This window comes from Mesorhizobium sp. L-8-3 (genome assembly GCF_016756615.1).
In the GTDB taxonomy this organism is placed as follows: domain Bacteria; phylum Pseudomonadota; class Alphaproteobacteria; order Rhizobiales; family Rhizobiaceae.
The window spans coordinates 417,471-432,180 of sequence record NZ_AP023262.1; the positions used below are offsets into that span (position 1 = coordinate 417,471).

The 14,710-nt window shown below is 65.0% G+C and carries 14 protein-coding genes; 1 reads left to right on the plus strand and 13 read right to left on the minus strand.

Features of this window, described 5'->3' with window-relative positions; all coding sequences use genetic code 11:
• Positions 1–67 precede the first annotated feature (67 nt).
• The 13 genes from JN302_RS01910 to JN302_RS01970 all read right to left on the minus strand — a co-directional run bounded on the left by JN302_RS01910 (position 68) and on the right by JN302_RS01970 (position 14,019).
• Complete coding sequence (locus JN302_RS01910) at positions 68–1,477, minus strand: FAD-dependent oxidoreductase (protein ID WP_244846161.1); 1,410 nt, start codon at positions 1,475–1,477, stop codon at positions 68–70.
• A 1-nt stretch (position 1,478) separates the two neighbouring features.
• Complete coding sequence (locus JN302_RS01915; protein WP_202334149.1) at positions 1,479–2,093, minus strand: cysteine hydrolase family protein; 615 nt, start codon at positions 2,091–2,093, stop codon at positions 1,479–1,481.
• A complete protein-coding gene (locus JN302_RS01920; RefSeq protein WP_202331416.1) occupies positions 2,093–4,144 on the minus strand; it encodes a hydantoinase/oxoprolinase family protein in 2,052 nt (683 codons plus the stop codon). Before JN302_RS01920 ends, JN302_RS01915 begins: the two co-directional genes overlap by 1 nt.
• Positions 4,141–5,877, minus strand: coding sequence for a hydantoinase B/oxoprolinase family protein (locus JN302_RS01925; protein ID WP_202309853.1), 1,737 nt, complete (start codon positions 5,875–5,877; stop codon positions 4,141–4,143). Before JN302_RS01925 ends, JN302_RS01920 begins: the two co-directional genes overlap by 4 nt.
• The gene (locus JN302_RS01930; protein ID WP_202331418.1) at positions 5,874–6,746 is read right to left on the minus strand and encodes an isocitrate lyase/PEP mutase family protein; all 873 of its coding nucleotides are present in this window, start codon (positions 6,744–6,746) and stop codon (positions 5,874–5,876) included. The genes JN302_RS01925 and JN302_RS01930 overlap by 4 nt, the downstream gene beginning before the upstream one ends.
• The gene (locus JN302_RS01935) at positions 6,743–7,249 is read right to left on the minus strand and encodes a LeuD/DmdB family oxidoreductase small subunit (protein ID WP_202309855.1); all 507 of its coding nucleotides are present in this window, start codon (positions 7,247–7,249) and stop codon (positions 6,743–6,745) included. Before JN302_RS01935 ends, JN302_RS01930 begins: the two co-directional genes overlap by 4 nt.
• Positions 7,246–8,520 carry a 3-isopropylmalate dehydratase large subunit gene (locus JN302_RS01940; RefSeq protein WP_202331420.1) on the minus strand — a complete coding sequence of 425 codons (1,275 nt, stop codon included), beginning with the start codon at positions 8,518–8,520 and terminating at the stop codon, positions 7,246–7,248. Before JN302_RS01940 ends, JN302_RS01935 begins: the two co-directional genes overlap by 4 nt.
• On the minus strand, positions 8,520–9,224 hold the full coding sequence (locus JN302_RS01945; RefSeq protein ID WP_202309857.1) for an ABC transporter ATP-binding protein: 705 nt from the start codon (positions 9,222–9,224) through the stop codon (positions 8,520–8,522). The genes JN302_RS01940 and JN302_RS01945 overlap by 1 nt, the downstream gene beginning before the upstream one ends.
• Positions 9,217–9,963: an ABC transporter ATP-binding protein gene (locus tag JN302_RS01950; protein WP_202309858.1), complete on the minus strand. Its 747-nt coding sequence runs from the start codon at positions 9,961–9,963 to the stop codon at positions 9,217–9,219. Before JN302_RS01950 ends, JN302_RS01945 begins: the two co-directional genes overlap by 8 nt.
• Positions 9,956–10,957: a branched-chain amino acid ABC transporter permease gene (locus tag JN302_RS01955; protein WP_202331422.1), complete on the minus strand. Its 1,002-nt coding sequence runs from the start codon at positions 10,955–10,957 to the stop codon at positions 9,956–9,958. Before JN302_RS01955 ends, JN302_RS01950 begins: the two co-directional genes overlap by 8 nt.
• On the minus strand, positions 10,954–11,826 hold the full coding sequence (locus JN302_RS01960; protein ID WP_202331424.1) for a branched-chain amino acid ABC transporter permease: 873 nt from the start codon (positions 11,824–11,826) through the stop codon (positions 10,954–10,956). The genes JN302_RS01955 and JN302_RS01960 overlap by 4 nt, the downstream gene beginning before the upstream one ends.
• A gap of 63 nt (positions 11,827–11,889) precedes the next feature.
• Positions 11,890–13,128, minus strand: coding sequence for an ABC transporter substrate-binding protein (locus JN302_RS01965; RefSeq protein WP_202331426.1), 1,239 nt, complete (start codon positions 13,126–13,128; stop codon positions 11,890–11,892).
• A gap of 24 nt (positions 13,129–13,152) precedes the next feature.
• The gene (locus JN302_RS01970) at positions 13,153–14,019 is read right to left on the minus strand and encodes a GntR family transcriptional regulator (protein ID WP_202331428.1); all 867 of its coding nucleotides are present in this window, start codon (positions 14,017–14,019) and stop codon (positions 13,153–13,155) included.
• A gap of 86 nt (positions 14,020–14,105) precedes the next feature.
• Here JN302_RS01970 and JN302_RS01975 point away from each other — a divergent pair, with 86 nt between their 5' ends.
• Positions 14,106–14,687: a nuclear transport factor 2 family protein gene (locus JN302_RS01975; RefSeq protein WP_202331430.1), complete on the plus strand. Its 582-nt coding sequence runs from the start codon at positions 14,106–14,108 to the stop codon at positions 14,685–14,687.
• Positions 14,688–14,710: the final 23 nt, after the last annotated feature.

Genomic DNA, 14,710 nt, shown 5'->3' on the forward strand with positions numbered 1-14,710 from the left:
TACACGGACACAATTCGCAAAGAACTTAGCCCGGACGCCCTGCAAATCCGCCACTATCCCGACATTCTCAATTCAAACTTCGATCTAACGCGCCTTCTCCGGCCAGGAAACCGAAGGCCAGCGCCGTCAGCAAGCCGTTTCCGGAAAGATAGCCGGAGACGTTGGGGCCCGAGACGCCGCAGGCGGCCCCGCCTCCGGCGAAGAGATTCGGGAACGGCGCACCGTCCGGCCGCACTACACGTGCATTGTCGTCGATGACAAGGCCGCCTTGTGTGTGGAACAGCGCGCCTGTGACCCTCACCCCGCAAAACGGTGCTTCGAACGGGGGAAGGGAGCTGAAATCGCGGCCGAAAGCATCCTTTCGCCGTCCTGACCGGGAGGCTTCCAATTCGATGAACGTTTCCTGGAGGACGGCCTCAGGCAGATGCGTCGCGCGCGCCAATTCCGAAAGATCGGCGGCACGGATCACCGCGCCCGCCGCCACGGCATCGCGGTAGTCGGGGAAGGCCAGCGCGAAATCGTGGATGCGTTGGTCATAAACGTTCCAGGCGACGCCGCCGGGCTGGGAAACGACGCAGACCGCCTGTTCGGAATAGCCGCCGCTCTCGTCTGAAAACCGCCTGCCCTCCGTGTTGACCTGGATTGCGCCCTTCGTCATCAGCGCCCAGGAGATCAGGATGCCATGCGGATGCGCAAGCGAGCCGTGCCCCTGATAAGCGGAAAGATGCGCCACGTCGGCACCCAGCGCCTCACCCCATGTCAGCGCATCGCCCGTATTGCCGGCATGGCCGTAATAGAGGCCGCCGGCGATCTCGGGAATGTGACGGGCGACGAGCTCGCGGCTCCCGCCATAGCCATTGCAGGCCAGCACAAGTGCCCCGCAGCCGACGATCTCGGCGGCGCCGTCCGGACGAAGGAGCTCGACGCCGCGCACGCGGTCGAGATCGTCAACGAACAGCCGCACTGCCCGCGCATCGCAGACGACCGGAATGCCTGCCCGCTCGGTTGCCGCCTGCATCCGGGCCAGAAGTGCCGCGCCGGTCTTTTCCGGGACTGCGTGCATGCGATGGCGGGAGTGGCCGGGATAGAGAAAGTCGTCGAGCACGATCCATTCGAGCCCATGTCGGTCGGCAAGCCATTCGAGCGCGGGACCGATCGTGCGAGCGGCAAGTGCCGCAAGCCGCGCATGCGAACTGCCATGGGATTTGGCCATGATGTCAGCCAGGAAACGGTCGGGCGTGTCATCCTCGATGCCCGCCGTCCACTGGAAGCGCGTTGCCGGCGCGGGAACAAAGCCCGAGGACATGGAGGTGGAGCCCGAGGCGGAGCCATCGCGTTCGAGCACCAGAACATCCGCGCCGGCGTCGCCGGCCTTCAGCGCCGCCGCCAGGCCGCAGGCGCCAGCGCCGATGACGACGACATCGGCCGAGGCGTCGATGCGCGGCGGCGGCTCGCGGCTGACCGCGCCGGCCTCCACTTCACAGCCCCGCGATCAGGCTTGCCGCTTCGGCGCAGGTCATCTGTCCCGCGACGGTGCGCAGATCGGCGAGCGTGGTTTCATGCGTATCGCGCCCGAACGCGGCGCAGCCATCGCTGAGCACGGTGGTGGTGAAATCGCGCATATGCGCGTCGCGCACGGTCGAGGCGACCCCGCCATTGGTGACGATGCCGCAGACGAGCAGCGTATCGATGCCGGCCTTGCGCAGCACCCATTCGAGCCGGGTCATGTAGAAGGCGGAATAGGCAACCTTCTCGATCCGGATGTCGGCCGGCTTCAGCATTTCCACCAACTCCTGCCCCCAACTCCCCGGGGCGAAATCACCCTTGCCGAGGAAAGGGCGAATGGCCTTGAGGTGGGGCGAGATGAACGGCTCGCCCCTCTTGCCCGGCACCAGCGTGAACTCCGCCGAGACGATCCAGCCGCCCTTCGCCCGCAGGGTCTCGGCCACCGGAAGCACGCGTTCGGGCAGAGCGGCGATTTCCGGGCTGGTCTGTCCGCCGCGCGCATAGGCGCCGTCGGGATGGAGGAAATCATTGGTGAGATCGATGATGAGAAGCCCGGTCGTTCGCGGGTTGGAGACCGCCGGCTGCATCATCGTACCCGCTCGATCAGCAGGTTGCCGAAACGGTCGACGCTGGCGACAAGTCCCGGATCGACGAAGATCGTCGTGTCCGGCTGTTCCAGCAATGCCGGCCCGACGATTGTCGCGCCAACCTCCAGCGCCAGCCGGTCATAGATCGCGGCCTCATGAAACGCGCCGTCGGCATAGATGCGGCGCGTGCCGATCCGGCAGGCCTCGGCCGTCTTCCCGTCCACCGGCGCGAACACCGCCATGTCGAGGTTCGGTCGGCAGCCAACAACGGCCGCGCGGTAGTTCATCACCCGGGTCGGAATGTTCTCGAGCAACCTGCCATAGGCGTCGCGATAAGCCTCGTCGAATGCCGCCTGGATCGCCGCGCGCGTCAATCCGGCATCGACTACCGCAATCGGCACGCTCACCGTATGCGTCTGGCCGAGATAGAGCATGTCCAGTTCGAATATGCGTTCGACGCGTTCGAAGGTCACGCCAGCGCGCGAGAGCAGCGCTTCGGTTTCGTCGGCAACCCTTTTCATTTCCTCGCCGAGGGAGGCCGCGTCGATCTGGTCGAGCAGACGGTTGACGGTCTGCACCCGGTCGTGGCGCATGTCGGCCACCACGCAGCCAAGCGCCGAGGTGACGCCGGGAAAGCGCGGTACGAGAGCCGCGCCAAGGCCAACCTCCTTGATCAGAGCGCCTGCATGCAGCGCGCCGCCGCCGCCAAAGGGCATGGCGGCATACTTCGCCGGATCATGCCCCTTCTCGATCGAAACGAGCCGGATCGCTCCCGCCATCTTGGCGTTGGCCAGCTTCAGGATCGCGTCGGCCGCCTGCTCCACGCCCAGACCGAGCGGGAGGGCGATATGGGCATCGATTGCCCTGCGCGCCGCCTCGACGTCGAGACGCGCGAGCTTGCCGCCGATGGGACGGTCGGGATTGATGCGGCCGAGCACGAGGTTGGCGTCGGTCACCGTAGGCCGGTCGTTGCCCAAGCCGTAACACACCGGCCCCGGATCGGAGCCGGCCGATTCCGGCCCAACCTGAAGGAGGCCGCTCTTGTCGACCGAAGCGATCGAGCCGCCGCCGGCTCCGATCGTGGTGATCTCGATCATCGGCGTGCGGACAACCATCCCGAAGTCGATCGCCGTCTGGGCGGCCAGCGCCGCCTTGCCGCCGGTGACGAGCGAGACGTCGAAAGACGTGCCGCCCATGTCGCAGGTGATGATGTTGTCGAAACCCGCCGCCCGCGCGATCGCCGTCGCCGCGATGACCCCGGCCGCTGGACCGGAAAGCGCGGTGCGGACCGGATAGCGCTTGGCGGTATCGACCGCCATGACGCCGCCGTTCGACTGCACGATCATGATGTCGCCGGCGAAGCCGCGGCTGCCCAGCGCATTCTCCAGCCGCTCCAGATAGGACGAGACGACGGGTTGCAGATAGGCGTTCAGCGTCGCGGTCGAGACGCGCTCGAATTCGCGGATCTCCGGCAGTATCTCCGTCGCCGCCGTCACATAGGCGTTGGGCCAGACCGAACGCACCGCGTCCACGGCGCGCTTCTCGTTGTCATTGTTGGCATAGCCGTTGATGAAGAAGACGCAGACGGCCTCGCAACCGCTTGCCGCAAGTGCCTTCGCCCGCGCGCGCACTTCCTCCTCCTCGACCACGCGCAGAACGGAGCCGTCGGCGAGCACGCGCTCCGCGACCTCGACCCGATCCGAACGATCGACCACCGGCTCAAAGGAGCCTTTCAGGCCCCAGGTCGTCGGGCGGTCACGCCGGCGCATCTCGAGCACGTCGCGAAAACCCTGCGTGGTGATGATGCCGGTGCGGGCGCCCTTGCGTTCGAGCAGCGCGTTCGTGCCAACCGTGGTGCCATGCACGACAGTGCTGATATCGGCGAAGTCGCCAATCCGGTTGCCGATGCCTTCGACCATGCCCTTCGACTGGTCGCCGCGCGTGGACGGCACCTTGGCGGTCATCACCGTGCCGGCGCTTTCGTCAAGGATGAAGACGTCGGTGAAGGTGCCGCCGACATCGACGCCGATCACGTAGGCAGGGCGGTTCATTCGGCGGCCTCCCGGTTGCGAAGTCTTGCCGTTTCGCCGGCATCGATCCGGCCGTCAGAGATTGAGACGCCATAGTCGGAGGCGGCTCGTTCCGGGCTCACGAAGCCCCGCCTGACATCACGCACCACCAGATCCGGGTCACGTTCCAGAGGATCGCCGTAGCCCCCTCCTCCCGGCGTCTCCAGGCGAACCTTCTGCCCCCGCCGCAGATGGATGCCGACCATCTTCGAAACCATCGGCGGCTCGCATTCGCCCTCGGCCTGCTCGTAGCGGAATCGGTTGGGCGCGGCGGCGGCTCCGCCCGCGACACCGGGAGGCGCGAACTTTCCACGCTCGCCGAACAGGAACACATCGGCTTCCCTCTCCAGAAGCTCGATCTCATACACCGCGCCGAGGCCGCCCCTGTAACGGCCCGCTCCGCCGGAATCGGGCCGCAGGGCCCATTGGGTGAAGCGCACCGGATAGGCGGCTTCGAGGATTTCGAGCGGCGGAATGGTCGCCGTCGAGATCGGCGCATTGCCGTGGTTGAGGCCGTCGCCGGCGCCATGCGCGCCATGACCGCCACCGAAGAAGGAGAACATGACCCAACGCTGGCCGTTAGTCCTGTGGCCCGCAAGCGAGAGGGCGTTGATCGTGCCGTAGGCGCACGCCATGGCCGGCCCAGGCGCGATCTTCGCAACCGCCTGGAAGACGACGTCGATCAGCCGCAGGATCGTCTCGGTGTACCCACCGACGGGCTTGGGCGCCACGACCGACAGAAGCGAGCTTTCCGCGATGCGGAACTCGACCGGCTCCAGAACCCCCGCATTCGCCGGCACTTCGCCGAAAATGTGCTTGAGCGCCACATAGCAGGCCGCAATGGTGGTCGAGCGCGAGATATTGACCGGGCCGGCGCAGGCGGGCGAGGAGCGGGTGAAATCCATCACCATCCGGTCGCCCTCGATGGTAAGATCCAGCGCGATCTTCAGCGGCTGGTCGACGATGCCGTCATTGTCGAGGAAATCCTCGGCGGAAACCGTGCCCGCCGGCAGGCCGGCGATCTGCGCACGCATCATCTCGGCCGCGCGTGCCTTCAGTTCGACAAGCGCCGACGCGACCGTCCCGTCGCCATAGTCGTCGATCAGCGCGTGCATGCGACGCTCGCCGAGTTCCAGTGCGTTGATCTGGCCATTGAGGTCGCCATAGAGCGACAGCGGCAGCCGGGAATTGGCGGACAATATGTCCACGACGTCCTGCCGGAACTCGCCCCGGTCATAGAGCTTGACCGGCGGGATGAGCATTCCTTCCTGGAAACATTCGGTGGCGGCCGGATTGTAGTTTCCGGGCACATTGCCGCCGACGTCGTGCCAGTGGCCGACGGAAGCGAGAAAACAGAACAGGTTACCGTCCCGGAAGACGGGTTTCACGAGCCGGAAGTCCGAAAGATGGGTGCCGCCCTCATAAGGATCGTTGAATATCCAGACGTCGCCTTCATGGACGCCGCCCTGGCGGGCGGCCTTGCCGATCACGGCCTTGACCGCGAAGGCCATGACGCCGACGAAGATCGGCAGACCGGACTTGCCCTGCACCAGCGTTTCGCCGGTGATCGCATCATAGATGCCGTGCGAGGCATCGTGCGCCTCGGCGATGATGGGGTTGAAAGCGGAGCGGAACAATGTCGCATCCATCTCGTCGGCGATCTGCTCGAGGCGGCCCTTGAGAATGGCGAGCGTGACCGGATCAAGCGCCATCACGCGTCACCTCCGTCATAGCGACGGCCCATGGCCAGCAAGTCGGGCGTGCCGATGACGGCATTCAAGCCGGCAAAGTCGAACATGCGGTCGCGGAACGCCTCGTTCGACCCCGTTCGCGTCAGGTTGCGGTAGTAGTCGCGCTGCGTCGCCGCAACGGCACGAACGATGCCGCCGGGGAAGATCACGAAGCTGAAGCCGAGCTTCTCCAGCCCGGCCGCATCGACGATCGGAGTCTTGCCGCCTTCCACCATGTTGGCCATCAGCGGCACGCGGCCGGCAAAACGTTCGACGACGCGGCCGATCTCCTCCATGGATCGCGGGGCCTCGATGAAAAGCATATCGGCGCCGGCTTCCACATAGGCTTCCGCCCGATCCAGCGCCGCCACGAAACCCTCGACGGCGATGGCGTCGGTGCGGCCTATGATAAGCGTGTCGTCGGAAGCGCGCGCATCGCAGGCCGCCCGGATCTTTCCCGCCATCTCTCCCGGCGAGATCAGCGACTTGCCATCGAGGTGACCGCAACGCTTCGGCATTGTCTGGTCTTCAAGCTGCAAGGCATTGGCGCCCATGCGTTCGAAGACGCGCACCGTGCGCTGAACGTTGAGCGCATTGCCGAAGCCGTTGTCGGCGTCGACGACGATCGGCAGGGCGATACGGTCGCGCAGGACCGCGATGGTATCAGCCACCTCGCTCATGGAGACAAGACCGATGTCCGGGCGGCCGAAACGCGTATAAGCGATCGAAGCCCCGGAGAGATAAACGGCCTCCGCCCCGGCCTGGGACGCGATCAGGCCGCTCAGGGCGTCGTAAACGCCGGGAGCAAGCAGGATGCGCTCTTCTCCGAGGCGTTGCTTCAGATTGACTTTCATAGGGGCCTTCCATTGCTGCGCGCCGCCGCGAAGCGCTTCTTCAGATGCGGAACCAGGCCGCCGTCGGCGAGCATGCGCTTGAGATTGTCTGGCAGGGGCTCGAGTACCACCGCCCGTCCGCTCGCCGCGAGGCGCAACGCCCCCGCCTCGAGATCGAGGTCGGCTTTTTCGCCGTCCGTGACACCGGCAAGGTCTGGCGCCACCAGGACCGGCAATCCGAGATTGATGGCATTGCGATAAAAGATGCCGGCAAAGGAACGTGCCACCACGCCGGCAACGCCCAGATGCAGCAGGGCCTCGGCAGCCTGCTCCCGCGACGAGCCCATGCCGAAATTCCTGCCGGCCACGACGATATCGCCGCGCCCGACCTCGTGGGCGAATTCCGGCCGCACGCCTTCGAGGCAATGTTTCGCAAGCTCTTCGAGCCCCCCTTTCATATATTGTCCGGGCGCCAGCTGGTCGGTGTCGATGTCGTCGCCGAAAAGAAAGATACGACCGCTCATCGGTTCGCCTCCGGCAGGAAGTCGCGCGGATCAGCGATGTGCCCGGCAACGGCAGAGGCCGCTACCGTCAACGGAGAGCCGAGCCATACCTTCGAGGACGCCGCTCCCATACGGCCCTTGAAGTTGCGCGCCGTGGACGAGATGCAGGAGACGTCCTCCCCGAGACGGTCGGCGCCATAGCCGGCACAGATGCCGCAAGCATTGGCCAGGATGCGCGCGCCGGCATCCTCGAACACCTTCATGATGCCGTCGTCCGCGGCGCGCTGCTGATCGCGGCGCGAGGCCGGCGCCACCAGAAGTTCGACCCCTCTGGCGAGCTTGCGGCCACGCAGCAGGTCCGCCGCGCCCTTGAGATCCACATATTTGGCGCCGGTGCAGGCGCCGATATAGGCGACTTCGACCGGCGTGCCGGCGGTCTCGCCCACCGGGGCGGAATTGGCGGGAGAATGCGGCGCCGCCACCTGAGGTTCGAGGGCTGCCGCGTCGAAGACGTGATGCTCCAGCAATTCGGCCCCGGGATCGGTGAACAGATGGCCGTAGTCGCCCTGCTCGCCGCCGGCGGCCCTCAGGAAGGCGGCGGTCGTCTCGTCGGGGGCGATCAATCCGGCCTGCGCACCGAGTTCTGCGGCCATGTTGGAGAGCGTCATGCGTTCCTGCATGGAAAGGGCCGTGATCGCCTCGCCGGCAAATTCGACCGCCTGATACTTCCCGCCGTCCATGCCGAGCCGGCCGCAAAGCGCAAGCATGATGTCCTTGGCGGTCAGACCCGGTCCCAGCCGGTTCTTCCATTCGATCAGGATGGTGCCCGGCACCTTGAGCCAGATCTCGCCGGTCGCCAGCACGCCCGCCATTTCGGTCGCGCCGATCCCGAACATGTAGCAGCCGAAGGCGCCGCCGGTGGGCGAATGGCTGTCGCCGCCGACAACGAACATGCCGGGTTTCAGGTGCCCGCGTTCCGGCAGCACGACATGGCAGATGCCTTCGCCGTCGTGGAAGGCGACGCGGCGGTCCCTGGCCCACTGGCGGGTCAGTTCCAGGATGCGCGCGCCCTCGTCGGTGTCGCCAGGCACGAAATGATCGGAGATCAGGACCACCTTCGAGGCATCGAACAGGCCGACGCCGAATTCCTTCAGGATGGGTTCGACGCGGCGCGGCCCACCCGAATCGTGGATCATCGCCAGATCGACCCTGGCCGTGACGACCTCGCCCGGCCGCACGCTCTGCCGTCCCGCCGCGCGGGCGACGATCTTCTGCGCTAGCGTCGCCTTCATCACGCCAGCCCCAGATAGGAGCGCTGTAATTCGGGATCGTTCATCATCTCGGCCGGCCTGCCGGACAGGCGGATCTCGCCGTTCTCCATGACGAAGGCGCGGCTGGCGATCTCCAGCGATTGCAGCACGTTCTGCTCGACCAGCAGGATCGTAAGCCCGGTCGCGTTGAGGCGGGAGATCAGCGCGAACATCTCTTCCACCAGAAGCGGCGACAGCCCGATCGACGGTTCGTCGAGGATGAGCAGTTTCGGCTCCGCCATCATGCCGCGTCCGATCGCCAGCATCTGCTGTTCGCCGCCCGACAGCGTGCCTGCCTTTTGCCCGAAACGTTCCCTCAGCCGCGGAAAAATGTCGGCCACCTTGTCGATGTTGTCCGGCCGGTTCGCCCTGCCTCGGCAGTAGGCGCCAAGCTCGAGATTCTCGAGAACGGTCAGGTTGGGGAAGATGTGGCGCCCTTCCGGCACCTGGATCAGTCCGAGATCGACGATCGCACGGGCGCCGAGCCCGTTTATCTGACGCCCGTCGAAGCGCACCGACCCCTGCCGGCAAGGGATCAGGCCCGACAACGCGGCCGCGAATGTGGTCTTGCCGACGCCGTTGGAGCCGAGCAGCGCCACGATCTCGCCCGAGGCGATGTCGAGGTCGATGCCGCGCAGCACCTCCACCGCACCATAGCCGCCTTTGAGACCTTCGACCTCAAGCATCGGCCACCTCCCGCCTGGCGATGCGCTCGGCCATGCCCTTGCCGAGATAGGCCTCGATTACCTGCCGGTTCGAGACCACGTCGCGCGGCTTGCCTTCGGCGATCAGTTGTCCCTGGTTCAGGACCCAGGTGTATTCGGACAGGCTCATCACGGCCTGCATGACATGCTCGATGAGAAGGATGGTCACGCCGGTTTCGCGGATCGCCCGGATGATGGGGATGACGTCGCGTATCTCGGATGGATTGAGGCCGGCCAGAACCTCGTCGAAGAGCACGAGCTTCGGCCCGGTCGCCAGCGCGCGGGCGACTTCGAGACGCTTGCGGCCGGCGACCGTCAGCGCGCCGGCCGGCATGTCGAGCCTGTCCCCGAGGCCGACCATGCGCGCCACTTCGCCGGCCCTCGCCAGCGCTTCCCGCCGCGACGAAATATGCAGATGCGCGCCCACCGCAATGTTCTCGCGAACCGATTGGCCGGCAAAGGGCTGCACGATCTGGAAGGTGCGCACCAGGCCGCGGCGGGCAATCGTTTCGGGTGCGTGTCCCGTGATGACCTCGCCACGGAAGGCGACCGAACCGGAATCCGGTCTGTGGAAGCCGGTGATCAGCGAGAACAACGTCGTCTTGCCGGCACCGTTGGGACCGATCAGCGAGACGATGCCGCCTTCCGGGACGGTGAAGCTGACGTCGCGCGCCGCTTGAACACCGCCGAAGCTCTTGCAAAGGGCGCGGACCTCAAGCATGGCCGGCAACCTCCGCGTCTCCGGCAGCAACCCTGTCCTCATGCCTCTTGCGGGCCCTCCGGGCGAGCAACCCGGCAAGCCCGCGCGGCATGAAGAGCACCATCACCACCAGGACCGCCCCGTACAGGGCAAGGCTGATGCCCGGCGCCTCGCCTACGAAGCTGCGCGTGCCTTCGGAGATGGCATGCACGCCGACGGCACCGAGAAGCGGCCCGAAAAGCGTCCCCATGCCACCGATGATCGGCACGAGCAGGCTGGTGATGGAGATCTCCGGCCCATAACCGATCGAAGGGTCGAGATAGAGGAAATACTGCGCGTAGAAGACGCCGGCGAGGCCGGAGAAGAATCCGGAAAGGACAATCGCGCCCATCTTGACGCGGAAGGCGTTGACGCCAAGCGCGCGAGCAGCCTCCTCGTTGTCGCGCACCGCCGTCAACTGTGCGCCGAAGCGCGAATTGCCGATCCACCAGACGGTGACAAAAGCGGCCAGCGCCAGCGCCCACACGACCCAGAAATAGCCGGCGCGCGACGCAAACTGGAAATTCTCGACCCCGCGAGCGAGCGGGATGAGCAATCCTACGCCGGCGCCGGTGACGTCGACGGAGTTGGACAGGATGCGAAGGACCTCGGCGAAAGCCAGCGTGACCAGGGCGAAATAAGAACCGCGCAGGCCATAGCGGAAGGTGCAGAAGCCGATGAAAGCAGCGACCGCCGCAGCCAGCACACCGCCCAATGCCATGCCGATCCACGGATTGATGCCGAGTTGCACCTGCAGGACGGCCACCGCATAGGCTCCCGTGCCGAAGAAGGCGGCATGACCGAAGGAGAACTGCCCGCCATAGCCGCCGAGGATGTTCCAGGCCTGCCCGAGCAATGCCGCATAGAGCGTCATGATGACCACGTTGAGCCAGAAGTCGGACGTCACGACGAGCGGCGCAATGCCGATCAGCAGGAAGACCAGGAGAAGGGTCGAGAGGCTGCGCATCGCGGTCATGCCTTGTGCCCCAGCAGACCCGTCGGGCGGAAGATGAGCACCAGGATGAAGATCAGGAAGATGCCGATCTGGCCGAGGCTCTCACCGAGGAACAGTCCGCCCATCGCCTCCACGATGCCGATGATGAAGCCGCCGAGCAGCGCGCCCACGAACGACCCCATGCCGCCGAGCACGACGATGGTGAAGGCGATGAGGACGAAGCCGTGGCCGACCTGCGGCGTGACGTAGTAACTGGGCAGAAGCAGGCAGGCGGCGACGCCAAGGCAGGCGATCCCCAGACCGAAGCTCATGGCATAGACATGTTCCGTGTCGATGCCGACGAGTGCGGCGCCCTTGCGTTCCTTGGCAAGTGCGCGGATCGCCTTGCCGAGATCGGTGCGCGCCATGACGAGCCAGAAAAGTCCTGCCGTCACCAGCGCTCCGAAAAAGGCGATGACCTTGGGCAGGGGCAGGAATGCGCCCAGCACCTCCACCGTCTCGAACGAATAGGGTGTATCGATGATGCGGGTATCCGACTTGAAGAAATAGAGCGCCAGGTTCTCGATGATGATCGAGAGTCCCAACGTGGCGAGCAGGATGTTCTCGTCACGGCCGTGGCTGGCGCGCGTGATGATGCCGCGTTGCAGGGCGTAGCCTAGCGCGAACATCAGCGGCGGCACGATGAGCAGGGCGACATAGGGATCGACGCCGAACTGAACATTGAGGAAATAGACCGCATAGAGGCCGATCATCAGCAGCGCGCCATGCGCGAAATTGATGATGTGCAGCACGCCGTAGATAAGCGTCAGCCCGAGCGCCACCAGCGCGTAGAGCGCGCCGGTGGTGATGCCGTTGAGCAGCGAGGGCAGGACAATCGTGAAATCGGGCATAAGCGACGACATTTCCTCGATGGACCGGGCGACCGCAGAGCCGCCCGGCAGGCGCATCCGGAGTCAGGCGTTGGACTTCATCGGGAAGACAGCTCCGGCCGAGGCGAATTCCGCCGGATAGATGACCTCGATCTGGTTGTTGAGGATCTGCGTATTGACCGGCTGCGCACCCATGTTTTGACCGTTCTCCATCTTGGTCGGGCCATAGGGCATTCCATGCTGATCCCATGTGGAATCCGCAAGCGCGGCGATCACCTTCTCCTTGTCCGTGGACGCTGCCCTCTCGATGGCATCGGCCAGATAGGCGACGGCGTTGTAGGTGAGGAACACCTCGTAGGTATAGACCAGACCCTTTGCTTCCGCCGCCTTCTTGCGCGCCAGCGCAAGGTCGGATTTCGGGTTGAACCAGTGATTGCAGTCCATGATCTGATCGGCTGCGTCGGGAAATTCCTTGACGAACTGGTAGTTGGAAGCCGCGCCCCCGAGCACCGAATAGATGGCCTTGGCCTCGACCTTCTGCTGCCGCAGGGTGCGGGCGAACAGGATATATTCGTTGTAGTAGTTGGCCGGGATGATGATGTCCGGCTTCTTGGACTTGATCTGCAGCACGATGTTGGTGAAGTCCCGCGTCGGATTCGCATGTTTGATCACATCGACGACCTCGATGCCGATCTTCGGCAGCTCCGTCGAAAGCAGCTTGGCCGAACCCGTGCCGAACAGCGATTCCTCGTGCACGATAAGCGCGGTCCTGGCCGGCGAACCCGCGGCCTTGTTGATGGTATCGAGATTGGCGACCGCGGTTGACGCGATCTTGCTGTAGCCCGGCGAGAAGCGGAACGTGTTCTTGAGGCCGCGCTTCATGATGTCGTCGGCGACGCCGACATCGACCACGTGCGGCGTATCGGTCTTGGCCGCTTCCTGCGAGGTCGCAAGCGAGATCGCGGAGGAATAGCCTGCGACGATGCCGTGGACGCCTGCCTCGACCATCTTGGTGACTTCGGCCGCGCCCACTTCAGGCTTGCCCTGGCTGTCGCCGAGCACCGCCTCGAGCTTCGCCCCGCCGAGCGACTTGATGCCGCCGGCCGCATTGATCTCCTCGATCGCCATTTGCGCGCCGGCCCGCGACTGCGTACCCGAGAAGGCGATGAACCCGGTAACGGGATGGATAAGGCCGATCTTGATCGAAGCCGGCTGCGCCCTGAGCACCGCGGGAAAGCCCACCACCGCAGTTCCCAAAGTGGCTGCGCCCGCGGCAAGAAATTCACGACGGCGCATCGCGCCCCTACCTGTCCTGTCGGTCATGTTCACCTCCTGTATTGTTGATCTTCACTGTTCCCCGGCATTCATCACTGTTTCGCCGGCCGGGACCGGTGTCTGCGTAAGGGCCGACCAGTGCATGCCTTCCTTCCCGCGCACCCGGCGCATATCCATCTCGAAGCGATAGACGTCGGGCCTGTAGAGCACGCGGATATATTCAACGGGTCTCCCCGAGACGTCCCGCACGACACGCCGGACCTCGATCAGCGGCGCTCCCGCATGTATGGAAAGAGCGGCGGCAACCTCGCCGTCGGCGATGGTCGCCGATATGGTCTGCCGGGCCGACGCGACTTCGACACCTGCCCGCTCCAGAAGGTGAAGCAGCGGCTTGGTGTTGAGGTCGTCACGGTCGTACTGGCGGCCGATATCGCTTGGCACATAGGTGACGAGGAACGACATCGGCTTGCCGTCGAGGCGGCGAACGCGCACCGCACGTTGAACTTCCATTCCGGATGTGAGTTCGAGGGCAGCGGCTATGTCCTCGCTTGCCGGCACATAGTCGAATTCGAGCACGCGCGCCTCGGTGGCGATGCCCATGAGGGAGATGTTCTCCAGCCAGCCTTCGATGGAGGAGGTGACCGCCGGCGTCGGCGGACGGGCAACCACCCGCGTGCCCTTGCCGCGTTCGCGAACGACAAGCCCGACATCCGCCAGTTCGTTGAGCGCCCGCTTGGCGGTAATGCGGGACACCCCGAATTCACGGGTAAGGTCCAGTTCGCCGGGGACGAGATCGCCTGGTGTCAGGACGCCGCCATAGATCCGGTTACGCAGCAGGACGAAGATCTGATGATAGAGCGGCACACGGGCATCGGGATTGAGCCGGCCATGCAGCTCGCTTCCCTGGTTCTCCCCGTCTCTCGCTCCGTCGCGAACCATCCATCTGCCTCCCTAGACTTGCTCAATATGGTATATAGCTATACCAATATGTCAACTGATCGAAATCGTGATTTGGGAGAAAGGGAATGCCTGTCGTCAGGACGACGCTTATCGAGGGATATGACGACGAGACCCGCAGCCGGCTGGCGGCACGTCTGACTGATGCCGTCCGCTCGACGATCGCGGCGCCGCTCGAAGGCGTCACCGTGGTGATCGAGGAGGTCAAACCCTCCAGCTACATGCGCGGACGTGTATCACGCATGCCCGGCAAACCGGTGGCCGCGGCTGCCGAAACCGTGCGCGCATTTCTTGCTGCAATGGAAGCACGCGATCTGGATCGTGCCCGCGGGTTTCTTGCGGACGATTTCGTTATGACCTTTCCGGGCAACGCCCGGTTCACGGCACTCGAGGAGTTGGTAGCATGGGGCAGCAAGCGCTACCGCTTCGTCAGCAAGACCTATGAAGGCTTCGACGAGAGCTTTGGCGAGCAAGGCATGGTGGTCTACTGTTTCGGCACGCTTTCGGGCGAATGGCCGGACGGGCGCCCGTTCAAAGGCATACGCTTCATTGACCGCTTTACGGTCGACGGCGGCCGGCTCGTGGATCAGAGGGTATGGAACGACCTCGACGCTGAGGCGCCGATAGACAACTCGCATGCCGTAGGCTGACACCCCGCCTCCGCAAATCCGGG